The following is a 21,092-nucleotide window of genomic DNA, read 5'->3' on the forward strand; positions in this document are numbered from 1 at the left end:
CGACGTCGAGCGCCGCTTCGCGCAGTGGGCCAGCGGCGGCGGGCGGCTGTCGCGGCTCGGCGCGAGGCTCGCGACGGTGCCCGCCGCGATCTCCGCCGGGGTGCGGATCGCCATCGGGCACATCGGTCGCCGCGATCCCGCACTCGTCGGCGTGCTGGCCTACTGGGGGTTCAACATCGCGATCCTCTGGGCGTGCTTCCACGCGTTCGGCGAGGCGCCGCCATGGGCGGTCATCGTCATGGCGTACTTCGTCGGCATGCTGGGCAACCTGCTGCCGCTCCCCGGGGGCGTCGGCGGCGTCGACGGCGGGATGATCGGGGCCTTCGCCGCCTTCGGCGTGAGCGGATCCCTGGCGCTCGTGGCGGTGTTGACGTACCGCGTCTTCGCGTTCTGGCTCCCGACGATTCCCGGGATCGTGGCCTACTTCCAACTGCGCAAGACGGTCGCCGGTTGGCGCGAGCAGCGGATATCGGAGCGCTCCGGAGCGTTCGACGCCGTGTCGGCGTGAGGGCGGATGCTTCGGGACTCGCGCGGTCGGGTACTATACAAAGTGAAGTGACCTCGGAAAGCGAACCGGAGCGACCATGGCGGACATCGAGAACGTGATCATCGTCGGCAGCGGGCCGGCCGGATACACCGCCGCCCTGTACACGGCGCGGGCCAACCTCCAGCCGCTCGTGATCGAAGGCTTCATGTGGGGAGGTCTGCTGCAGCAGACCACCGAGGTCGAGAACTACCCGGGCTTCCGGGACGGCATCGACGGCCCCGCCCTGATGCAGACCATGCGCGACCAGGCCGAGCGCTTCGGGACCCGGTTCATCACCGACGTCGCCGACGAGGTCGAGCTCTCCGACGAGCCCGGCGGCGTCCACCTCGTCAAGGTGGGCGGCGACGAGTACCGTGCGCGCACCGTGATCCTCGCGATGGGCGCAGAGCACAAGAAGCTCGGCGTCCCCGGGGAGGAGGAGCTCTCCGGCGCCGGGATCTCCTACTGCGCGACCTGCGACGCGGCCTTCTTCAAGGACCGCGACATCGTGATCGTCGGCGGCGGCGACTCCGCGATGGAGGAGGCCATGTTCCTGGCCAAGTTCGGCTCCAAGGTGATCGTCGTGAACCGCCGCGACGAGTTCCGCGCGTCGAAGATCATGCTCGAGCGCGCCCGCGCGGTCGAGAACATCGAGTGGAAGACGCCCTACGTCGTCGACGCGTTCCTCGAAGGCAACGGGCCCTTCGAGCGGATCGCCCGGCTCAAGCACGTCGAGACCGGCGAGCTCGAGGAGGTCCCGATGGGCGGCGCCTTCATCGCGATCGGTCACGAGCCCCAGTCGGAGATCGTCCGCGATCAGATCGACGTCGACGACGAGGGGTACGTGCGCGTGGACGGGCGCTCGACGCGCACCAGCCGTCCCGGCGTCTTCGCCGCCGGCGACCTCGTCGACCACACCTACCGGCAGGCGATCACCGCTGCGGGCAGCGGCTGCCAGGCCGCGCTGGACGCCGAGTGGTACCTGCGCGACACCCCGCAGGTGGACACGCCGGCCGCCCTGGCCCAGGCCGGGGACGACCTGGCCGAGAGCCAGTGGTCCCCGGTGTCCAGCGAGACCTGAGCCGCCGTTGGCGTAGGCTCGGGGGGTGCCTGCCAGCGCCACCACCGCACTGACGACGGAGCCGCTCCCGCAGTTGGACGACGCCTGGCGGACGTGGCCGCGCGGGCACCGCGCCGCTGCGCTGCGTGCCGCGGCCGCCCAGGTCCGGGTGCGACTGCTCGACGGGCCGGCGGTCACGGCCGTGCGGACCGTCGATCTGGCGATCGTCGGACTGCCCGCCACGCACGCGCTCGGCGCGGGCGTGCGGTTCGGTAGCGGCGTGCGGTCGCGGGCGCGCGCCGTCCCGGTCGTCCACCGCATGACCGTCGCGCGGTTCACCGACCTCGACGATCAGGACCGCCTGCTGGTCTGGGACCCACGGGTTCCGGAGACCCCGGCCACCGACGGACGGATCCCCGAGGCCCTTCCCGGGGAGCGCGACAGCGTCGGGACGGCGCTCTCGCTGCTCGGGATCGGGCTGGACGACGTCGACGTCTGCGGCTTCAGTCACCTCCACGACCAGGACCCGCGACTCGTGATCGGCACGACGTTGCCGGTCGGGCCCGACCGTGCGGCCCGTCCGCCGCTCTTCCCCAACGCCGAGGTCGTGGTCTCGCGCCAGGAGACCGACACCCTGCGCGCCCCGCACGTCCTGCAGCGGGAGCGCTACACCGGAGCCCTGCACGGTCTCCGTGATGACCGACTCCGCGAGCCCGAGGGCTCCGTCCTCCTGGGACGAGGCGTGGCCCTGCTGGCGACGCCCGGCCACACCCAGGGTCACCGCTCGCTGGCGCTGCGGACCGAGCAGGGCGTCTGGGTGCTCAGTGCGTGCGGGCACATCGCAGACGCCTGGCATCCGCACCTGTCCCGGATGTCGGGGGTTCGCCGGAGCGTCGAGGCGGGCGGCCAGGAGGTCCTCGTCGGCTCGGGAGCGGAGGATCCGCTCGCGCAGCACGACGCGATGGTGCTCGAGCGGGCGGTGGCCGATGCCCACCACGCCGACCCGCGCTGGAGGTGCGTGCTGCCGGTCGCCGAGGTGCTCCCGTCGCGACGGACATGGCCGGCGCGGCCGACGTTCGTGCACGGTGGGCTGCACGTCGGCGTGCTGCACCGCTGAGCGGCGTCCTCAGCCGCGGACCGGACGTCCGAGCCGGTCGCGCGGCAGCGCTGGGACGACCTCCAGGGCGGACGGGACGGCGTCGGCTCCCAGTGTCTCCCGGACCCGATCGGCGAGCGCGGCGACGTCGGCGGACCCGCCGTCCCGCGGCTCCACCCGCGCATGCGGGCGTCCGTCCGTCCCCACCCGGACCACGGCGGCTGCGACGTCCGCGGCCGCCATCAGCACGTCCTCGACCGCGAGGGTCCCGATCGGTCGCCCCTCCTCGGACGTCCAGTCGGTCGCGTCCCGTCCCAGCACGACGAGGCGGCCCTCCTCGTCGCGATGGCCGTGATCTCCGGGCACGGCTGCGCCGTCCGTCGCCAGCGGCGAGCGTACGTGCAGGATCCCCCGGGTCCCGCGACGTGCGGCGTTCCCGTCCTCGGCGCGCACCTCCACGGTGACGCCCTGGAGGGGGCGGCCCGCCGTACCAGGGTCCGCGGTCACCTCCTCCGGGTGCAGGACCGCGATGGGGCCGGACTCGAACGTGCCGTAGAGCGGGGCCACCGCGTCCTCGCCCAGCAGGTCGGCCGCGGCGAGCCGGTGCGGCAGTGGCAGGTGGTCGCCGGCCACGATCGCCGCATCGAGCGACGTCGTGTCGGCAGCCTCGAGCACCGCGGGGTCCAGTTCGAGGATCTCGGCGACCATCGACGGCGTGAGGACCGCCGTCCCGGGTTCGTGCTCACCCAGTGCGTCCAGCCAGCGCCGCCCGTCGAACTCCGGGAGGAGGACCAGCGGCCCGCCGGCGAGCAGCGTCACGTTGGCGTGCAGCAGGGTGGACGGCAGCCAGACCGGCGCGGCGAGCAGGTGCCCGCGGGAGGGACGGTGACGCGCCCGGGTGAGGAGGTCGCCGGCGACGGTCGCGAGCGCAGCGTGATCGGTCCGGTCGTCGGCACGCTGCGCGAACCGGGTCGGCGTGCCCGCCGATGCCAGGACGTTGACGGGAGCGGTCCGGAAGCCGCTGAGCGGGCGGGCGCCGCCGGCGGCGGAGCGCACCAGGCGCTCGACGTCGGTCGCGAGGTGCAGTCCGCCCGCGCCGACGGTCACCTCGGAGAGCAGCAGGGCGGCGTCCGTGCCCCTCAGTGCGGCGGCGAGCTCCTCCTCGCGGACGGCCGTCGGGATCGGGACCGGGACAGCCCCGAGCTTGGCCAGGGCGTAGACCGTCTCCAGGACCTCGAGGGAAGCACCGTCCGCCTGCAGCGCGACCCGGGACCCGTGACCGATCCCGTGCTCCGCCGCGAGCGCGACGGCCAGGCTGCCGGCGCGCTCGTCGAGCTCGCCGCGGGTGCGGGTGCGGTCCGTCCCGTGCTCCACGAGCACGAGCTGGTCGGGGGCGGCCTCGGAGAGGTGCTCGAGCGTCCCGGGACGTGGGCGGGCCATGCCCGGGACGCTACCCGCGCCGGCGCTCGATCAGCGCGGCGGTGTGGCCACGGCCGCCGGCACGGGCGCGGCGACCGGGGTGGCGGGGGTCGCAGACCCACGGACGACCGGAACGACCTTGGGATACATGTACTGGTGCGGCATGGAGGTCCCCTTCGTGCGGTGCGGACATGGCTCCAACGCGTCCACTGCACGTGTGTTACGGAGCGCAGGGCCAGATCCCTGCCAGCGCGAGCGAACGTTGCCGTTTACTACAGTGCTGCAGATGCGCCGAGGTCTCCGCCGTCTGCTCCCGCCCGCGATCGTCGCGGCCGCCCTCGTAGCGCCCGCGCCCGCCGCCGCCCAGACGCCGACATCGTGTGCCGAGCCCACGGCCGCCGGGTGGGTCCGCCTCGCTCCCGAGCGGCTGGGGTTCGACGCCGCCAAGCTGCAGGACGCGATCGACTACGGCACGTCGGCCAACGGCTTCTCGATCCGCGTGTACCGCAACGGCTGCCTCGTCGGGGTCGACCGCGCCTACGCGTTGAACCGCGACAACCGGTTCGAGAGCTGGTCGCTCGCGAAGTCCATCGTGTCCCTGGTGTTCGGCCGCGCGATGACGCTCGGGCTGATCTCGCCGGACGATCCCGTCGGTGCGCTGCTGCCGGAGGCCGACAAGCCCCACGGGGCGATCACGATGCGCGACCTCCTCACGATGACCTCCGGGCTGCGCTGGAACGGCTTCCGCGACTACGACATCGCGATGCCCGACCGGCTCCGCGACGCGCTCACCGTCGGCATCGCGCATCCGCCCGGGACCTGGTTCGAGTACTCCCAGAGCGGCCCGGCGCTGCTCGCCGAGGCGATCCAGCGGGCCGTCGGGGAGGACTTCCAGTCCTTCGCGCAGCGCGAGCTGTTCGGACCGATCGGGATCACGCCCGGGACCTGGCACTGGGCCCGCGACAGCAAGGGGCACACGCAGGGGTTCTTCGGGCTGAACATGCGCACCGACGACTTCGCGCGGCTCGGTGAGCTCATGCGGCGCGGCGGTGTCTGGGGCGGGCGCAGGCTGCTGGCCCGGAGCTACGTCCGCGACGCCATCACCCCATCGAAGACCAACGGCTGCTACGGCTGGTTGATCTGGGTCAACGCCGCGCGCCCGTGCATCGGGCCGACGATCAGCGAGCGCCCGGTCCGCGACCGCCGGTACCTGCCCGAGATGCCGACCGACACCTACCACTACGAGGGGCTGTTCGGCCAGATCGTCACGGTCATGCCCTCCCTGGGCATCGTCGTCGCACGCAACGGCCAGGACTCCAACGCGGGCCTGACCGGGGGGACGAACGCCGAGCAGAGCCTCTACCTGAAGGTGCTCAAGGCGCTGACCGACGGATCCGCGCCGAAGCTCGACGATGGCTCCACCGTCCCGGGCGACGCCGGCCAGGAGAACCCGGACGCCGGCTTCCAGCACGCGTTCACCGAGCCGCAGGAGTACACCGCTCCGTGGCTCCCGCAGGCGCTGCCGCCCGCCGGTCCGCGCCGGGCTCGCGCCCTGCGCCTGCGCCTGGCGCACAACCGCGCCGGACGCGGCGGCAAGCTCGCCGTGCGGGTGACGTGTCCCGCGCGGTCCGACGCGGACTGCGCCGGACCCGTGACGGTGCGCGGCGCCACCGCGTCACGGGAGTTGAAGCTCGCGCGCGGCGCGACGACCGTGCTGCGGTTCCGCCTGCGGCACCCGCCGTCCCGGAAGCCCCGGACGCTCGTCATCCGCGGCGTGAACCGCGACGAGGGCGGGGACACCCCCACCAGCGTCGAAGCGGTCCTGCACCCGCGCAAGAAGCGGTAGACCTGCCCCGTGCCTCACGGCACGAGGCGGGGGGACAGCACGCCCTCGATCCGCAGCAGGAGCTCCTTGCGGTCCGTGCCCCCCGTGTAGCCGCCGAGGCGGCCACCCGCCGCCAGCACGCGGTGGCACGGCACGACGATCGGGACGGGGTTGTGCCCGAGCGCGTTGCCGGTCGCCCGCGCCGCCTTCGGGTTCCCGGCTCGGGCCGCGATCTCGCCGTAGGTGCTGGTCCGTCCGAACGGAATCGCGGCGGTGGCCTCGAGAACGCGCCGTCCGAACGCCACCGCCAGCGCCCAGTCGACCGGCACGTCGAACCGCTGCCGGCGCCCGGAGAAGTACTCGTCGAGCTCGCGCTCGACGGGGGCCAGCCGGGAGGGCGCGGCGAGGATCCGGGGGGAGAGGCGCCGGGCGAGATCCTCGAGGATCGCGTCGGACCCGCCGCCCCAGTCCGTGTACGCGATCCGCAGGAGTCCGCGCGGGCTGAGCGCGACGACGATCTGCCCGACCGGCGTGTCGAGGATGTCGTAGGCGATGTCGACATCGGCAGCCGCCGCCGCGACGAAGCGCGCGCTCGCCGCGGCGACGGCGTCGGGGTCCGGGGCGGGCCGTGGGGGCGGCGTGGGCTCGTCGTCGTGGCTCATGCGCGGTGCTCCTGTCTGAGCTTCTTGAGGCCTTCGTGCGCCGACCGCCGGGCCGCCGCCTCCGAGCAGCCGAGCACCGTCCCGACCTCCCGGTGGCTGAGGTCGGCGGCGAACCGCAGCAGGACCGCAGCCCGCTGCTTCGCCGGCAGGCCGTGCACGCGGTCCCAGAGGGTGTCGTCCCGAGCGGCCGCGGGGGGCGGGGCCGCCGCCTCGGGCAGCGTGCCACTGGCCGGAACGGGACGACGCGTGCGCGCGCGGTGATGGTCGAGCGCCTTGCGGTGGGCGATGGTGAGCACCCAGGCCCGCAGGTCGCTGTCCGGGCGCAGCCGCGGATAGGCCCGGAGGGCGCTGAGGAACGTCTCCTGGAAGCAGTCGTCGGCGTCGACCGGGCCGACCGCCGCGACGAGGAAGCGATGCACGTCGGCGGCGTGCGTGTCGAGGACGCGTTGGAACGGCGGGAGGCTCACCGCACGTTCAACGGCGCGGACGCCAGAAACGTGAGATCGGGCGCTCCACGTCAGTGCTCGTGGCCGCAGTGCTCGTCGTGGACGTGCTCGCCGTCGGGCCCCTCGTGCACCCGGAAGCCCTCCCCGGTGGCCTCGCCGAGCCGGCCCTCGAGGACCAGCCTGCGCAGCAGCGGCGCCGGACGGTAGCGCTCCTCCCCGGACTCGGCGTGCAGTCCGGCGATCACCCCGAACACGTGGTCCAGGCCGATGTGGTCCGCCCAGGCCAGCGGCCCGCGTGGATGGTTGACGCCGAGCTCCATCCCGGCGTCGATGTCGTCGAGCCCCGCGACGCCCTCCCCGAGCGCGAAGGCGGCCTCGTTGATGAGCTGGCAGACGATGCGTCCGAGCACCAGGCCCGGCGCGTCGCCCACCCACGCCGTGTGCAGGCCCAGCGAGGAGAAGAACGCCTCGGCCGCGTCCGCCACCGCGGGCGCGGTGTCGCGTCCCTTGGTCAGCTCGACGAGACCTCCGGGCATCAGGGGCGGGAGCGCATGGAACCCGACGGCGTTGCCGCCCTCGTCGGCCGACACCAGCGAGGTGCCCGCGCAGAGGATCGCCCGAGGTGCGCCCTGGAGCACCTCGTCGGAGGGGTCGGCGGCGCAGTCGAGGCAGATGAAGGGGACGTCGTCGGTCTCGCCGGGGGCGGCGACGCGCCACCCGGCGTGGTCGGCCAGCGCGGCCAGGTCGTGGGCGATCCCCAGGTCCCCGGCGATCACGACCAGCCGGTCCGCCGCCCCGCTGACGTCGGGTGCCGGCGGATCCTCGGGGCGGTGCGGTCCGTCGCCGTAGCGATACCAGCCGCGTCCGGTCTTGCGCCCGTGCAACCCGGCGGCGGCCATCCGGGCGGCCAGCGGGGACGGCCGCCAGCGTGGCTCGCCGAAGCTCAGTTCGTGGAAGGACCTCGCCACCTCGACGCCGACGTCGACACCGACGAGATCCGACAGCTCGAAGGGGCCCATGCGGAACCCGCCGCCCAGGCGGCAGATGCGGTCGATCGTCTCGACGTCCGCGACCTGCTCCTGCAGGAGCTTCAGCGCCTCGAGCAGGAACGGCCGGTTGCAGCGGTTCACCACGAACCCGGGAACGTCCGCGGCGTCGATCACGTGCTTGCCGAGAGCCTCCCCGGCGGCTCGCGCGGTCGCCAGCGCGTGCTCGGAGGACTCGACGCCCGCGATGACCTCGAGCAGGCGCATCACCGGGGGCGGGTTGAAGAAGTGCATGCCGACCACGAGGTCGGGCCGCGCCGCCGCGGGGGCGATGGCGGTGATCGGGATCGACGAGGTGTTCGACGCCAGGACCGCGTCGGGCGCCACCTCCGACAGCGCCGCGAAGATCTGGTGCTTGAGCTCGAGCCGCTCGGGGGCGGCCTCGATGATGAGCCGGCACCCGGCGAGCCCGCTCACGTCCGGCGCCGTGGTCAGGCGACCGGTGACGGCCTGCAGCTCGTCGACCGTGATCCGGCCCTTGTCGACCGATCGCTGCACGCTGCGGGCGATCCGCTCGCGTCCGGCGGCAAGCGCCTCGGGTACCGGATCGTGCAGGACGCAGTGGACGCCGGCGCGCGCCGCGGTCTCGGCGATCCCGGCCCCCATGGTTCCGGCGCCGACGACGCCGATCGGCTCGAAGTCGCTCATGCGTCCGGGACCAGGGCGTTGATGCCGGTCTCGGCACGGCCGATGATCATCTTCTGGATCTGCGACGTGCCCTCGTAGAGCGTCGTGACGCGGCTGTCGCGGAAGTAGCGCTCGACCGGGTGGTCGTCGACGTACCCGGCGCCCCCGTGGACCTGGATCGCCTCGTTGGCGCACCAGACCGCCGCCTCGGTCGCGAAGAGCTTCGCGATGGACGTCTCGGTGGTGTTGGGTCTCCCTGCGTCCTTCAGCCAGCCGGCCCGCAGCACGAGCATCCGGGCGGCATCCGTCTTGACGCGCATGTCCGCGATCATCGCCTGCACGAGCTGGAACGAGGCGATCGGCCGGCCGAACTGCTGACGCTCCTTCGCGTACTTCACGGACTCGTCGAGGCTGCCCTGACAGATCCCGACGCAGCCGGCGGCGACCGAGTAGCGCCCGGAGTCCAGCGAGGTCATGGCGATCTTGAAGCCCTGGCCGACCTCCCCGAGCATCTGGTCCTCCGGCACGAACACGTCGTCGAGCGCGATCGAGGCGGTGTCCGCGCCGTGCATGCCCATCTTGCCGTGGATCGGGCTCGGCACGAAGCCCTCCTGGTCGGTGTCCACGAGGAAGCAGGCGATGCCCTTGTGCCCGAGGGCCGGGTCGGTCTGGGCGAACACCAGCGCGAGCTTCGCGACGTTGCCGTTGCTGATCCACATCTTCGAGCCGTGCAACCGCCATCCGCCGTCCACCCTGGTGGCGCGCGTCTTCTGGTTCGCCGCGTCGGACCCGGTGTCGGGCTCGGTCAGCGCGAAGCAGCCGAGGATGTCTCCCGAGCACAGCTGGGGCAGCCAGTGGTGCTTCTGCTCCTCGGTCCCGAACTTCACGATCACCGAGCAGACGAGCGAGGTCTGCACGCTCACCACGGTGCGCATGGCGCTGCACGCCCGGCCGACCTGCTCCACCACCAGCCCGTAGGTCACGTAGTCCAGCCCGGCTCCGCCGTACTCGCGCGGCACGATCGCACCGAGGTAGCCCTGCTCCGCGATCCGGGCCACCAGCGCGGTGTCGAAGTGCTGGTTGCGCGAGTTGTCGCGGGCGCGCGGCGCGATCTCCCGCTCCGCGAACTCGCGGGCGGTGTCGCGCACGAGGACCTGCTCGTCGGTCAGCTCGAAGTCCATGGCGGCGACGCTACCGGACACGTCGTCCGGTCGATCGTGGGGACACCCACCACCGATCCCCACGGTCTGCTCGCGCGTAGACTCGATGACGTGGACCCGTTCGCGGTCATCATGCTCGGCGGCACCGCAGGCCTCGTGCTCGCCCTCTACCTCCTCGGTCGCATGTACCCGGGGTCGGGGGCCGATGTCCTGGACTGGCAGCCCACGCGCTCGCCCGAGACCGAGGCGCAGAACGACGTCGACGAGCTGGAGCAGCTGATGGCCGTGGCCAACCGGCGGCGGCGCCGGCTGGGGCAGGAGGAGCTCACGGAGGACAACCTGGACCAACTGGTGCAGGAGTCCTCGGCCGAGCGGACGCGTCGCAGCGAGGAGTACCTCGTCGACCTCGAGATCGAGCAGATGGTCGAGGCGAAGAACGCGCGACGACGCGCGAAGGGCCTGCCCGAGATCACCGTGCAGGAGTACAAGCAGCAGATCGAGGGAGAGTCGCCGTGAGGGTGCTGATGATCGGTGGCGGCAGCGAGCGCGGGCTCGCCCTGGCGTCGTCGCTGATCGCCGAGGGGCATGCGGTGCGGATCGTCTCGCGGGACGGGCACCGCCGCGAGGCGATCGAGGGGATCGGCGCTGAGTGCTGGCCGGGGACCCCGGACGTGGTGGGCACGATCCGCTACGCCCTGGAGAACGTGACCGTCCTCTGCTGGCTGCTGGGCACCGCCACCGGCGAGCCGGAGGACCTCGAGCCGCTGTTCGGGTCGCGGCTGAAGATGCTGCTGGAGAAGACCACCGACACCACCGTGCGCGGCGTGGTGTTCGAGGCGGCCGGCACCGTCGACCAAGCCCTGCTGGCCTGCGGCGAGCACGAGGTCAGGTGGGCCTTCGAGCACAACGAGATCCCGTACGCGTGGATCCACGCCGATCCGGCGGACACGCAGACGTGGGTGGCGGCGGCCCGCGACGCGATCGACTCCCTCCTGGGCGCGGTGCGCGCGACCCCTGAGCGCTGAGAAGCGACGCCGCCCCTCAGGCGGCGGCAGGGTGGGGCGTCGGAAGGTCGGCCGGAAGCCGCTCGAGCAGGTCGTGCAGGATCCGGGCGGTGGCGCCCCAGATGAGGTGGTCGTCGACCACGTAGACGTCGGTCCGGAACGGCACCCCGCGCCGGATGAGGCGGCGGCGGCCGTGGCCCGCGCGCAGGTCCGCGAGCTTCAGCTCGAGGATCTCGGCGACCTCACGGTCGCTGGGCACCCAGACGTGTCCGGGCTCGATGAGACCGACGAACGGATAGACCGCGTAGTTCGTCGCGATGGTCGGCGTGGGCTGGAGCGCGCCCAGCAGTCGCACCGCCTCGGGAGGCAGGCCGATCTCCTCCTGGGCCTCGCGCAGGGCGGTCACCTTGAGGTCGGCATCCTCCTCGTCCTCCCGCCCGCCGGGAAAGCTGACCTCGCCGGGGTGTCGGCGGAGATCCTCGCGCCGGCGCGTGAACACCGCGTGGAGGTGGCCGTCCTGGACGTACAGGGGTACGAGGACCGCGGAGGTGACGCGTCCGTGGACGGTCAGGCCCGCCGCCTCGTCGGGGTCCAGCAGGACGTCGCCGATGCGGGCGGCGAGGCCGTCCACGCTCAGGCCAGCGAGACGCGCTCGACGCGTTCGTCGAACATGACTTCGCCGTCGAGGGTGCGGTGCACCGGGCATTTCGCGGCGATCACGCGCAGACGTTCGATCTGCTCCTCGTCGAGTTGCGCCGGCATCCGCATCGCGAGCTCGAACTTGGTGGGGCACCCGCGCTCGGCCGGCGTGTACTCGCAGGAGACCTCGAGACCGGCGACGTCCCAGCCCTTGCGCTGGGCGTACATCTCCATCGTGATGGCCGTGCAGGAGGCGAGGCTCGCGGCGAGCAGCTCCTGCGGGGTCGGGCCGGCGTCCTGCCCACCGAGGTCCGTGGGCTCGTCCGCGGCGAGGGTGTGCTCACGGATCTTCACGGTCTGCTTGAACGTCCCGACACGGGAGGAGGTGGCCTTCATGACCTCAATGCTACGCCTCGCGGGAAATGGCGCGCCCGGTCGGACGCGGCCCCGCTACGTCAGCGGGTTGAACAACAGGCCGGTCGGGACCTTCGGGTGGAAGAAGGTGGACTTGGGCGGCATGGTGACCCCGGCGGCCGCGATCTCCCGCACCTGGGAGACAGGGCTGCCGCGCAGGAAGAACGCGCAGTCGAACGTCCCGTCCAGGATCAGCGCGAGCGCCTCCTCGTCGCTCCGGGAGTACCCGAGCCCGTCGAGATGGCCGATCGACTCCTCGGTCATGCCGAGCGGGCCCTGCAGGACGAGCTTCTCGAGCACCGCCGTGTCGAGTTGCCGGTAGGGCTCCGGGTAGGCGTCCAGGGCCGCGTCCGCCGCCGACTGGTCCTTCAGCGTCAGGCGGTACCCCTGACGCCGGTGGCTGTCGATGTAGCCGAGCACGAGCGGGCCCGACCCGTCCGGCGGCCTTAGCTCGGCGTGCTCGACGGGCGTGATCTCGAAGAGCTCACGGAGCCGGGATCCGAGCGCCTCCTGACGCCCGGGATCGTCCTTCAGGCCCGAGACGAGACGGTGGGTGGGGAAGACGGTCAGGCCCTCGTCCTCGAGGGCCACGAGGCACATCAGGACGTAGCGGTGCTCGCCCTCGCCGCCGACCTCCTCGGCGTAGACGCGGGCGGTCTCGTAGCGGTGGTGGCCGTCGGCGATCAGCAGCTCGGCCTGGGCCATCGCTTCGCGAGCCGACGCGAGCGCCGTGGGGTCCGTGACGCGCCACAGGCGGTTGACGGTCCCCTGGTCGTCGGTCGCCGTGCCCCACGGGGTGGCCTGCGTGAACGGTTCGACGCTCCGCCAGGCCGCGAGCCCCGGGTCGCTGTAGAGGCTGAAGATGGGGGACAGGTTGGTCCGCGTCGCCCGCGTCAGGCGCAGCCGGTCCTCCTTGGGGCCAGGGTGCGTGCGCTCGTGCGGGCGGATGCGGCCTGGCCCGTAGTCCTCGACGCGGACGCGGGCCAGGATGCCGCGGCGCGTGAGCCGGCGCCCGTCGGGGGCGTCGTACTCCTGCACGAGTGGCCACAGGGCGGGACGGTTGTACCGCGTCAGCGCGCCCTCGTCGCGCCAGACGTCCAGGACGCGCGCCGCGTGGGCGTACGGGTCCCCGCCGGCGGGGTCCTCGGGCAGATCGAGGTGCACCACGTTGTACGGCGAGCGGCTCGACAGCTCCGCGCGCTGCGCCGCATCGATCACGTCGTAGGGCGGAGCCACGAGCTGCTGCAGGGGTCCCGCGACCTCCTGGTCGTAGTGGAGCGCGCGGATGGGCTGGACGTCGGCCATGCGGCCGACCCTACCCAGCGGGACCCGTGCTAGCGACGAACGCGCAGGCCGAACTCGGTGACGTAGGTGACGCCGCCGTCGACGTCCTTCGGCGCTCCTCTGACGATGCCGATGCCGATCTCCCGGTAGCTGCGCTCCAGGATGTTGCGTCGGTGCCCCGTCGAGCGCATCCAGGCCTTGACCATCGCGGATGGCGTGGCCTGGCCCCCGGTGGCCCAGCCCAGGTTCTCGCCGAGCTCCCAGCGGCGCAGCGAACCGCGCAGGTAGGAGGACGACCGGACACGACGCAGCATGGTCGAGCCCGAAGGCGAGACGTGGCCGAAGAACCGCTGCTTGACCATGGTGCTCGCGTAGCTGCGGGCGACCTTGCGCAGCGTCGGGTGCGCGCGCAGCTTGACCCGGCCGCGCTTGGTGCGCTCGCGGTTCAGCAGGCAGAGCGTCGCCCGGCGCACGCGCTCGAGGTTGTGCGCGGTCGGCGTGAGGTTGGCGTCGACGCAGCCGGCCGAGGACCGGGACGACCGCGACCTCGAACCGCGCTTGGTCTTCTTGCTCGACGACCTCTTGCTCTTTGACTTCTTGGTGCTCTGCTTCTTGCTCGTGCCCTTCGTGGCCGAGGTCTTGGACGCGGCGGAGGCTTGGTCGCCGGCGTGAGCGGGAGCGGTGGGAAGGGTGAGCAGCAGGGCCGTCAGGGCGCACAGCAGCATCACTCGGAATGAGCGCAAACGTGAAGGCATGGCGAGGATGAGCGGCGCAGCTCGGGAGTGGTGGTCCTGCGCCGTCGAGGGGTGGATCGGCGTTTCTCGGCAGGTGGGGGCACCCGACGCACCTGGTCTGGACGTTTGTCCGGGCGGCGAGGCTGGACGTTCGTCGGAGACCTGCGACCATCCATGCCCATCGGGGCGTGGCGCAGTCTGGTAGCGCACCGCGTTTGGGACGCGGGGGTCGCCGGTTCGAATCCGGCCGCCCCGATCGACGGACCGCGAGCTGCGCTAGCGTCGCGCCTGCACCGGCCCCCGTAGCTCAGCTGGATAGAGCAGCCGACTTCTAATCGGCAGGTCGTTGGTTCGAATCCAACCGGGGGTGCTGGGGTGGCTGGGCGGCGATCGCGAGGTTCGAGCACGCGCGGCCACGCGGGGTAGCCTGGGGAACCATGAGCACACGGTGGTCGCGGGGACGCGGCAGGCTCGGCCTCCTCGATCCGCTCCTCGGCACCTGGGTTGCCGAGGGGGAGAGCGAGCTCGGGCACTACCGCGTGCAACGCGGGCTCGAACGGGTCCTGCAGCGCAGCCATGTGCGGATGAACGTGCACTGGGACCTGGGCGACCGCAGCTACGACGAGTGGGCGATCTTCGGCGCGGACCGCGACGGGACCGTCGGGTTCTGGTCGTTCACCTCCGACGGCAAGCAGTCCCGCGGGCATCTGGTCGCGGCCGACGACCTGCCCTCCGGTGGCTTCTCGTTCGAGGCCGACATGCCGGCTGGCCGCGCGCGCATGCTCTTCTGGCCGCGCGACCACGGACCGGGCTTCCGGTTCGCCGTCGAATCACGCTCGGCCAAGGGCTGGCGGCGGTTCGTCGAGCACGAGTACCTGCCCGCCGAGGGCGGGACGGCGCAACCCGCGCTCAGCGGGCCATGAGCGCGTCCATCCCGACCGCGGCGGCGAGCACCATGCGGCGGTCGAGCGTGCGCTCGGCGTCATCGGTGAGATCGATGTCGTAGATGTCCCGCAGCTTGAACCGGCGGCGCCGGATGATGCCCAGGGGCTGTTCCTCGCGCAGGAACACGAAGTCGTAGGCGATCGGCAGCCAGTCGGCGAGGTCGCCGACGTAGGGGACCAGCCCGACGAGACGACGGAACAGCGCGACGGGCAGGCTGCGCTCCTGCGCCATCGCGACCTCCGTGCCGGTCGCGTCGAACAGGGTGAAGGTCGACCGCAGCAGGGACTTGCCGAACACCTTCTGGATCTGCCCGATCTCCGACCCGTCCGCGGCGGTGATGTCGTACCGGGCCTTCGGGTCGAACCGCTGGCGCGCGAGGATGCGCATCAGCTCCTGCGACTTGTCCGGGCCGGTGAAGAACCGGATGTCCTCCTTGAACTTGAACCTGGCCTGCTCGACGAAGCAGAAGGCCTCGCCGTCGTCGCCGTCCTCACCGGGAACCGAGAACTCGTACTGGTTGATGACGAGCTTGATCCGCTGGCGCAGGACGAACCGGTCATGGTCGTTGGGGGAGATCACGCCCGGAACGATGCCAGGGTCCGCCGCGCGGCCTCAGGACGTGCCCTCTGGGCGGTTCGCGCTACCGTTGATGCGCGTTCCAGGGGGCCTCTACCCGCCGGAGCGCCATGCCCCCGGACGCGTCACTCGTTGCGGGGGCGCTTTTCTCGCGGAACCCGGGACGCCGGTGTTCGATCGGACGGCTAGACTCCGCGAGGCTTGGTGGGCGTAGCTCAGTTGGTAGAGCTCCTGGTTGTGGTCCAGGCGGTCGCGGGTTCGAGTCCCGTCGCTCACCTCACTCACGCACTCACGAGGTACCGGCCAGAAGGAATCAGCATGGGGGCCGTACCCGGAACGCCCCCTGAGTCGTCGGTGCACGGACGAGGTCGCTGGACCGGCGACGGGTGATGGGCCACACGTCGGGGTGGGCATCGCGTTCAGAGGGTCACCTCGGAGCGGCGGACGATCACCGTCGGGTCGGCGCGGAAGGTGATGGCAGCCGGCATCGTGTCCGCGGGGCGCTCGGGCGCACCGGCCCGTGCCGGAAGGCCCTGTGTGTAGTCGCGGACGGTGGCACGCAGCGTGCCGCGCTTACGGACCGTCACCTCCAGCGTGATCCCGCGGCGCGGGACCCCGACGTAGGGGAGCTTCAGTTCTCCGCGACGAAGTGATGCGGTCGCCGGGAGGCGTCGTCCTTCGACCGATGCAGCGGTGATCGCGCCCGGGGCCCGCAGGTGGACGGCGAGAGCGTCGGCGCCTCGGGGCGACGAGATGCGCAGCCGAAGGGTCGTGGTCGTCGTGCGTGTCGATCGACTCATCTCGGTGACCAGCGGAGCCGCCAGGCTGAGGGCTGGGGCGGGGGCACGCCACCCTCGAACGGTCGAGAACGGGGCGAGTTCGATGTCGGCCGGCACGCCACCCTTCACCAGCGCGGCGGACCACGATGCTCGGTCGCCGGTCTCCCACGAAGCTTTCCCCGTGTCGGCATCGAGCACGTAGCTGACGACGTCCGGCCGCGGGTTCTCCGTGTCGTAGCTCAGGCGCAGGGCTCCGACGCTCAGCAGCAGCACGGCGGTCAGTGCGGCGGCCCCGGGCAGCAGGCCGGCACGAGCCGGGTGCTCTCTGCGCAAGGCAACTCGCGGAGCGAGGTGGGGCACCATCAGTCCGGCAGCGAGCACGGCGAACAGGCCCATCAATCCGACGACCGGAAGTCCCAGCCCGTCGAGCCGGAGGGTGAGCAGCGAGAACACCAGCATCACCGGCGCGTAGACCACGCTGAGCACCGCCACCGGCACCGCGACGCCGACCGCGGCCTGCCACCGGGCCGGGCGTGACCCGGTGAGCCGCCAGAACGTCACGCCCAGCGCCGCGAGGGTCGGCAGCGTGAAGAGGTAGGCGGCGCTCGGCGCCATGACGCTGAACGCGACGGCGAGCAGCACCCACCACGCGAGCGCGCCGAGCGCCAGAGCGTCCGGTCGTGCCCGCTGCAGCAGCGGGTGGTAGAGCGCGGCGAACGCCGCGAAGGCAAGGCAGACCAGACCGAACACGAACAGCGCGTTCTGCGAGGTCCCGAGCGTGAACAGGGCGAGGTCGGGGACGACCGCCTTCAGACCGATCCAGGCGATCGTCGACACCGCGCTCGCGAGCAGCACCGTCACCGGGAACACGAGGGCACCTGCGAGAACGGCCGGGAGCGAGACCCGCCCGGTCCGGCGGCCGGCCAGCACGCTGCCGATGAAGAGCGCAAGCGTGAGAAGCCCGAGTGCGAGGGTGACGGCCGGGCCGTATTGGACGATGACGCCGCCCGTGATGTTGAAGTAGGTCGAGCGATCCGTGGTGGCGCGCTCCAGCGGCTCGTCCCCCAACTTCCGGGTGGCTGCGACAGCGTAGTCGCCGTCCATCTGCAGGCTGCCGCGCCCCAGGTGCGCAGGGCTGTCACGGACCGTGTGGTAGTCGCGTGTCCCCCGGAGATAGGCGAACTGGACGCCCGAGGCGCCGCGGTCCATGTACTCCTGGGTGTCCGTCGCGAGCTGCTGTGCCTTCAAAGCACCGCGGAACAGCGACGGGAGCACCGAGTAGGTGCGGGCGTTCGGGGTCGCATCGAGGACGTCCTGAACCAGGGCGGAGCTGTTCCCCGCCATGAGGAGCGCCGGGCCATGGCTTCCCGCCGTCTCCCAGTTCAGGACGACGGCGACCTCCCGCATCAGCGGGTGCTGACCGGCGAACGCCGCCGCGCCGAGGTCGCCGTTCTCCTCCCCGTCGGTGAACACGAGAAGCACGTCGTTGCGCAGTCGGGGGCCCGCGAGCAGCGCGCGCGCCGCCTCGAGCACGGTGGCGACGCAGCTGCCGCAGTCACTGGCGCCGGGACCGCCGGGGCCGGAGTCGTAGTGGGCGTTGAGCGCGATCATGCCGGTGCTGGCCGTCCCCGGGATCCGGGCGATCACGTTCGTGACGGATCCCGCCTCGGGCTCGTCCGAGCCCGTGAAGGTGTTCACCACCGCGGCGCGCTGGAGCGTGGGCCGTAGCCCCAGCGAGCGGAGTTGCGCGAGGAGGTACTCACGCGTGGCCGCGTGGTTCGGCGACCCGAGGAAGCGCGTGTCGCCCGCGATGGCCCGGACGTGCTCCATCGCACGCTGCGCGGAGAACTCGGCCGGCGGCGCTGACGCAGGCCGCGGCCCCGGCACGCGCTGCTGATCCCAGAGCATGAGCGCCGCGAGACACAGGAGAGCCGTGGCTGCGATCGCAGGGATGACCGATGCCCTCGGGGCGCGTCTGCGCGCTGCGTCGGCATCGATCGCGGGAGTTCGACCGAGACGCCGGAGCGCAGGCACGACACGGGGCGCAGACACGCCTCGACCGTAGGGGGCCGGCGCTGGCCGACCATCAGTGGCTCGACCGTGACGCACTGCGGCGCATTACGGGAGCGTCTGCGGGGGTTCCCGGCCGGGCGGGCTCACCCGAGCGACTTCCGTAGGTCACCGCGCCCGCTTCGCGGTCTGGTGCGGATGAACGCGCGGCGAGCTGGACCCACACTGCCGACATGACCCGACTGGTGGCGCTGAGCTTGCTTCTCCTGGTCGCAGGGCCGGCCACCGCCGTCCGCGCCGCCTCTCCAAGCGCGGCAGTCCTCGAGCGGATCGACCGGCTGGTCGAGGAGCGCATGGATGCCAACGGGGTTCCGGGCGCCGCCGTGGCGATCGTCGCGGACGGACGCCTCGTCCACGCGCGCGGGTTCGGCACGGCGGACGGTGAGGACCGACGCGTGACCCCCGACACTCCGTTCCTCCTCGGCTCGACGACCAAGTCCTTCACGGCGCTTGCGGTCATGCAACTCGTCGACGCCGGGAAGGTGCAGCTCGATGCGTCCGTGCGGCGGTACGTGCCGGAGTTCCAGCTCGCCGGGGGTTCTGCAGACCAGATCACGGTTCGGCACGTCCTCCAGCACGTCAGCGGCCTGCCGCCGAACACCGAGGGCGGCCCGATCCTCAAGGCGGCGGGCGACGGCACCCCGGAGCAGGCGATCGCCGAGATCCGGGGTCAGGCGCCGGCGGCTGACCCCGGCGCGGAGATGGATTACGTCAACGCCAACTACGTGCTCGCCGGGCTGATCGTCGAGCGGGCGTCCGGTGAGCCGTTCGGCAGCTACGTCGAACGCGAGATCTTCGAGCCGATCGGGATGAGCCAGAGCTTCGCGGATCCCGAACCCGCGCTGCGCGCGGGACTCGCCGCCGGACACCGCTACGTCTTCGGCTTCACCGACCGGACCGGACCGACCTTCCGCCCCGCGATGCTCGCCACCGGGTACCTGATGTCCTCCGCCCGAGACCTGGCCCGCTACCTCGCCACGTTGCTGAACGACGGCGTGACCGCGGACGGGACACGCGTCGTCTCGTCCGCGAGCTTGCGCACGCTGCTGACGCCGGGACGCCCCGAGACCGAGCTGGGGCCCTGGGCCGACGGCGCATCGTCGCGCTACGCCATGGGGTGGTTCGTCGGAGGTCCGTGGAAGGAGCCCGCGATCCTGCACCCGGGAGACACGGCCGACACGAGCTCGCTCCTCGTGATGATGCCCCAGCGCGGCCTCGGGGTGGTCACCCTCGTCAACGCCAGCAACGAGTTGGCCGTGCCGGGCAACCCCACGGCCATCGGCCGCCTCGAGCGCAACGTGGTCGACGTCCTCGTCGGCGAACGGCCTGACACAGGTACCTCGGTCCATCGCTTCTACCTGGTCTTCGACATCGTGGTCCTCGCGCTGCTGGCGGCCGCGACCGTCGCCCTGACGCGCTCCGTCCGCGACGTCCGGACGCGTCGCCCGCCGACACATCGGCGTCGTTCGATCGTCGGGATGCTCGGCCGGGTGCTGCTCGTCGGCGTCGCACTGGGCTACCCGTTGCTCACGGGCCTGGGGTGGACGGCCACATGGGCCTGGCATCCCGACCTTGCACTCGTGCTCCTCGTTCTCGGAGTGCTGCTCGCCGCCACGACGACCGTCCGGCTCGGGTGGCTGCTGCGCACGCGCCCCTCCGTCGCCCCGCCACCGGTCACCGGAGACGGTTCCGAGGCGCCGCCCCCGACCGCCAGGAGTCTGGAGTCCACCGCATGACCTCGCACCGTGATCCGCGCCCATTCCTCGAGCAGGCGATCCTGGCGCCGTCGTCCCACAACACGCAACCCTGGGTGTTCGACCTCGCGGACAACGCCGTGGATCTCTACGCCGATCGGTCACGATCGCTTCCGGTCAACGATCCGGACGGTCGCGAGCTCACCATCAGCTGCGCTGCCGCCCTGCTGAACCTCCGCGTCGCAGCAGCAGCCCGCGGGGTGAGACATCGCGTCGACATCCTGCCGCACGGCGCTGCCTCCGATCTCCTTGCGCGGGTCTCGTTCGGCGACGGCGACACCAGGACCGGCCCGGGCGTGAGTTCGGATGCCGCGCTCGGCGCCGCGATCGGTGAGCGCCGGACCTATCGGCAGGACTTCGCCGGAGATCGGCCCGTCGACGTCGGGGTCGTCGAGCGCCTCCAGCAGGCGGCCGCGCACGAGGGCGCACAGCTGACCGTCCTCGGGAGCGCCGATCGGCACGTCCTCGCCGAGCTGGTGGCCGAGGGCGACCGCCTGCTGTTCGCCGATCCCCGCTGGCGCCGCGAGCTGGCGGACTGGATGCGGGCGCACCGACGCGGCGACGGGCTGCCCGTGCCCGCGCTCGCTCTGCCGATCACGCGGTTCGTCGTCTCGCGCTTCGACGTGGGCGGGCGGACTGCGGCCAAGGACGCGGATCTCGCCGCGCGGGCACCCGTCCTGGCTGTCCTGTCCACCGTGGGTGACGGGCCCGGCGACTGGCTGGCCGCCGGTCAGGGCCTGCAGCGCACGCTGCTCACCGCGACCGCCCAGGGCCTGCAGGCCTCGTTCCTCAACCAGCCGATCCAGGTCGCGGCGCTCCGGGGTCGCCTCACGGAGATGGTCGGGGGCCTCACGCCGCAGATCGGACTGCGGATCGGCTACCCGCAGAAGGTCCTACGGGCCGCGCCGCGCCGGCCCCTGGACGATGTGATCCGCACCGCCCACGCGGACTCCCCGTCCCCGACGGCGGACATGTCTTCCCGGAGGCGGACTCGGGCGTGAGCGGGGGCTTCTCGGTGTGAAACGC

General features: G+C 72.3%; 20 protein-coding genes and 3 tRNA genes. 12 read left to right on the forward strand and 11 right to left on the reverse strand.

Annotated elements, in window-relative coordinates; all coding sequences use genetic code 11:
- From ABYE80_RS02680 to ABYE80_RS02690, 3 genes are all read left to right on the forward strand, one after another.
- Positions 1 to 508: flippase-like domain-containing protein (locus ABYE80_RS02680; RefSeq protein ID WP_372788469.1), on the forward strand; the 508-nt coding region annotated here is incomplete at its 5' end.
- Between the two features lie 76 nt (positions 509 to 584).
- Complete coding sequence (trxB, locus tag ABYE80_RS02685; RefSeq protein WP_372788471.1) at positions 585 to 1,607, forward strand: thioredoxin-disulfide reductase; 1,023 nt, start codon at positions 585 to 587, stop codon at positions 1,605 to 1,607.
- A gap of 25 nt (positions 1,608 to 1,632) precedes the next feature.
- Positions 1,633 to 2,703, forward strand: a complete 1,071-nt coding sequence (locus ABYE80_RS02690; protein ID WP_372788473.1) for a hypothetical protein — start codon at positions 1,633 to 1,635, stop codon at positions 2,701 to 2,703.
- A 9-nt stretch (positions 2,704 to 2,712) separates the two neighbouring features.
- Here the strand turns inward: ABYE80_RS02690 and ABYE80_RS02695 are convergent, their stop codons facing one another.
- On the reverse strand, positions 2,713 to 4,122 hold the full coding sequence (locus ABYE80_RS02695) for a class I adenylate-forming enzyme family protein (protein WP_372788474.1): 1,410 nt from the start codon (positions 4,120 to 4,122) through the stop codon (positions 2,713 to 2,715).
- Between the two features lie 265 nt (positions 4,123 to 4,387).
- Here ABYE80_RS02695 and ABYE80_RS02700 point away from each other — a divergent pair, with 265 nt between their 5' ends.
- Positions 4,388 to 5,947, forward strand: coding sequence for a serine hydrolase domain-containing protein (locus tag ABYE80_RS02700; RefSeq protein ID WP_372788475.1), 1,560 nt, complete (start codon positions 4,388 to 4,390; stop codon positions 5,945 to 5,947).
- Positions 5,948 to 5,961: 14 nt separating this feature from the next.
- Here the strand turns inward: ABYE80_RS02700 and ABYE80_RS02705 are convergent, their stop codons facing one another.
- From ABYE80_RS02705 to ABYE80_RS02720, 4 genes are read right to left on the reverse strand one after another with little or no spacing between them, the layout of a single operon-like run.
- Positions 5,962 to 6,588 (reverse strand): methylated-DNA--[protein]-cysteine S-methyltransferase, encoded by a 627-nt coding sequence (locus ABYE80_RS02705; RefSeq protein ID WP_372788477.1) that lies wholly within the window; start codon positions 6,586 to 6,588, stop codon positions 5,962 to 5,964.
- On the reverse strand, positions 6,585 to 7,055 hold the full coding sequence (locus ABYE80_RS02710) for an RNA polymerase sigma factor (protein ID WP_372788479.1): 471 nt from the start codon (positions 7,053 to 7,055) through the stop codon (positions 6,585 to 6,587). Before ABYE80_RS02710 ends, ABYE80_RS02705 begins: the two co-directional genes overlap by 4 nt.
- A gap of 50 nt (positions 7,056 to 7,105) precedes the next feature.
- On the reverse strand, positions 7,106 to 8,728 hold the full coding sequence (locus tag ABYE80_RS02715; protein ID WP_372788480.1) for a 3-hydroxyacyl-CoA dehydrogenase NAD-binding domain-containing protein: 1,623 nt from the start codon (positions 8,726 to 8,728) through the stop codon (positions 7,106 to 7,108).
- Positions 8,725 to 9,888: an acyl-CoA dehydrogenase family protein gene (locus ABYE80_RS02720; protein WP_372788481.1), complete on the reverse strand. Its 1,164-nt coding sequence runs from the start codon at positions 9,886 to 9,888 to the stop codon at positions 8,725 to 8,727. Before ABYE80_RS02720 ends, ABYE80_RS02715 begins: the two co-directional genes overlap by 4 nt.
- A 90-nt stretch (positions 9,889 to 9,978) precedes the next feature.
- On the opposite strand from ABYE80_RS02720, the gene ABYE80_RS02725 reads away from it, so the two are divergent.
- Together ABYE80_RS02725 and ABYE80_RS02730 are read left to right on the forward strand one after the other, a co-directional pair.
- Entirely contained in the window at positions 9,979 to 10,383 is a 405-nt protein-coding gene (locus ABYE80_RS02725; RefSeq protein WP_372788482.1) for a hypothetical protein, read from the forward strand.
- A complete protein-coding gene (locus ABYE80_RS02730; RefSeq protein WP_372788484.1) occupies positions 10,380 to 10,892 on the forward strand; it encodes a hypothetical protein in 513 nt (170 codons plus the stop codon). The genes ABYE80_RS02725 and ABYE80_RS02730 overlap by 4 nt, the downstream gene beginning before the upstream one ends.
- 16 nt (positions 10,893 to 10,908) lie before the next feature.
- On the opposite strand, the gene ABYE80_RS02735 is transcribed toward ABYE80_RS02730, so the two are convergent.
- The 4 genes from ABYE80_RS02735 to ABYE80_RS02750 are packed head-to-tail and all read right to left on the reverse strand — an operon-like array spanning position 10,909 to position 13,933.
- Positions 10,909 to 11,502 carry a CoA pyrophosphatase gene (locus tag ABYE80_RS02735; RefSeq protein WP_372788485.1) on the reverse strand — a complete coding sequence of 198 codons (594 nt, stop codon included), beginning with the start codon at positions 11,500 to 11,502 and terminating at the stop codon, positions 10,909 to 10,911.
- A 2-nt stretch (positions 11,503 to 11,504) separates the two neighbouring features.
- A complete protein-coding gene (locus ABYE80_RS02740; RefSeq protein ID WP_372788487.1) occupies positions 11,505 to 11,906 on the reverse strand; it encodes an OsmC family protein in 402 nt (133 codons plus the stop codon).
- A gap of 54 nt (positions 11,907 to 11,960) precedes the next feature.
- Complete coding sequence (locus ABYE80_RS02745) at positions 11,961 to 13,229, reverse strand: DUF1015 domain-containing protein (RefSeq protein WP_372788488.1); 1,269 nt, start codon at positions 13,227 to 13,229, stop codon at positions 11,961 to 11,963.
- 29 nt (positions 13,230 to 13,258) lie between these two features.
- On the reverse strand, positions 13,259 to 13,933 hold the full coding sequence (locus ABYE80_RS02750; RefSeq protein WP_372788489.1) for a CAP domain-containing protein: 675 nt from the start codon (positions 13,931 to 13,933) through the stop codon (positions 13,259 to 13,261).
- A gap of 191 nt (positions 13,934 to 14,124) precedes the next feature.
- Between ABYE80_RS02750 and ABYE80_RS02755 the strand changes: the two genes are divergently transcribed.
- The 3 genes from ABYE80_RS02755 to ABYE80_RS02765 all read left to right on the forward strand — a co-directional run bounded on the left by ABYE80_RS02755 (position 14,125) and on the right by ABYE80_RS02765 (position 14,865).
- Positions 14,125 to 14,198 (forward strand) — tRNA-Pro (locus ABYE80_RS02755).
- Between the two features lie 40 nt (positions 14,199 to 14,238).
- Positions 14,239 to 14,312, forward strand: a tRNA-Arg gene (locus ABYE80_RS02760).
- A 67-nt stretch (positions 14,313 to 14,379) separates the two neighbouring features.
- Positions 14,380 to 14,865, forward strand: coding sequence for a hypothetical protein (locus tag ABYE80_RS02765; RefSeq protein WP_372788490.1), 486 nt, complete (start codon positions 14,380 to 14,382; stop codon positions 14,863 to 14,865).
- On the opposite strand, the gene ABYE80_RS02770 is transcribed toward ABYE80_RS02765, so the two are convergent.
- A complete protein-coding gene (locus ABYE80_RS02770) occupies positions 14,852 to 15,466 on the reverse strand; it encodes a hypothetical protein (protein ID WP_372788491.1) in 615 nt (204 codons plus the stop codon). The genes ABYE80_RS02765 and ABYE80_RS02770 overlap by 14 nt on opposite strands.
- A gap of 201 nt (positions 15,467 to 15,667) precedes the next feature.
- On the opposite strand from ABYE80_RS02770, the gene ABYE80_RS02775 reads away from it, so the two are divergent.
- Positions 15,668 to 15,740 (forward strand) — tRNA-His (locus ABYE80_RS02775).
- 142 nt (positions 15,741 to 15,882) lie between these two features.
- Here ABYE80_RS02775 and ABYE80_RS02780 read toward each other — a convergent pair.
- The gene (locus ABYE80_RS02780) at positions 15,883 to 18,150 is read right to left on the reverse strand and encodes a M20/M25/M40 family metallo-hydrolase (protein WP_372788492.1); all 2,268 of its coding nucleotides are present in this window, start codon (positions 18,148 to 18,150) and stop codon (positions 15,883 to 15,885) included.
- Between the two features lie 335 nt (positions 18,151 to 18,485).
- On the opposite strand from ABYE80_RS02780, the gene ABYE80_RS02785 reads away from it, so the two are divergent.
- A complete protein-coding gene (locus ABYE80_RS02785; protein ID WP_372788493.1) occupies positions 18,486 to 20,048 on the forward strand; it encodes a serine hydrolase domain-containing protein in 1,563 nt (520 codons plus the stop codon).
- The gene (locus ABYE80_RS02790) at positions 20,045 to 21,067 is read left to right on the forward strand and encodes a nitroreductase (protein WP_372788494.1); all 1,023 of its coding nucleotides are present in this window, start codon (positions 20,045 to 20,047) and stop codon (positions 21,065 to 21,067) included. Before ABYE80_RS02785 ends, ABYE80_RS02790 begins: the two co-directional genes overlap by 4 nt.
- Positions 21,068 to 21,092: the final 25 nt, after the last annotated feature.

The organism is Paraconexibacter sp. (genome assembly GCF_041602235.1).
GTDB lineage: Bacteria > Actinomycetota > Thermoleophilia > Solirubrobacterales > Solirubrobacteraceae > Paraconexibacter.

What these genes read in the sequence shown, in the direction of transcription:
- ABYE80_RS02700 (WP_372788475.1), top strand. Translation starts at nt 4,388, where the DNA reads ATGCGCCGAGGTCTCCGCCGTCTGCTCCCGCCCGCGATCGTCGCGGCC.
- ABYE80_RS02790 (WP_372788494.1), top strand. Translation starts at nt 20,045, where the DNA reads ATGACCTCGCACCGTGATCCGCGCCCATTCCTCGAGCAGGCGATCCTG.
- ABYE80_RS02745 (WP_372788488.1), bottom strand. Translation starts at nt 13,229, where the DNA reads ATGGCCGACGTCCAGCCCATCCGCGCGCTCCACTACGACCAGGAGGTC.
- ABYE80_RS02780 (WP_372788492.1), bottom strand. Translation starts at nt 18,150, where the DNA reads ATGCTCTGGGATCAGCAGCGCGTGCCGGGGCCGCGGCCTGCGTCAGCG.
- ABYE80_RS02750 (WP_372788489.1), bottom strand. Translation starts at nt 13,933, where the DNA reads ATGCTGCTGTGCGCCCTGACGGCCCTGCTGCTCACCCTTCCCACCGCT.
- ABYE80_RS02715 (WP_372788480.1), bottom strand. Translation starts at nt 8,728, where the DNA reads ATGAGCGACTTCGAGCCGATCGGCGTCGTCGGCGCCGGAACCATGGGG.
- trxB (WP_372788471.1), top strand. Translation starts at nt 585, where the DNA reads ATGGCGGACATCGAGAACGTGATCATCGTCGGCAGCGGGCCGGCCGGA.
- ABYE80_RS02720 (WP_372788481.1), bottom strand. Translation starts at nt 9,888, where the DNA reads ATGGACTTCGAGCTGACCGACGAGCAGGTCCTCGTGCGCGACACCGCC.
- ABYE80_RS02695 (WP_372788474.1), bottom strand. Translation starts at nt 4,122, where the DNA reads ATGGCCCGCCCACGTCCCGGGACGCTCGAGCACCTCTCCGAGGCCGCC.
- ABYE80_RS02705 (WP_372788477.1), bottom strand. Translation starts at nt 6,588, where the DNA reads ATGAGCCACGACGACGAGCCCACGCCGCCCCCACGGCCCGCCCCGGAC.
- ABYE80_RS02740 (WP_372788487.1), bottom strand. Translation starts at nt 11,906, where the DNA reads ATGAAGGCCACCTCCTCCCGTGTCGGGACGTTCAAGCAGACCGTGAAG.
- ABYE80_RS02785 (WP_372788493.1), top strand. Translation starts at nt 18,486, where the DNA reads ATGACCCGACTGGTGGCGCTGAGCTTGCTTCTCCTGGTCGCAGGGCCG.
- ABYE80_RS02765 (WP_372788490.1), top strand. Translation starts at nt 14,380, where the DNA reads ATGAGCACACGGTGGTCGCGGGGACGCGGCAGGCTCGGCCTCCTCGAT.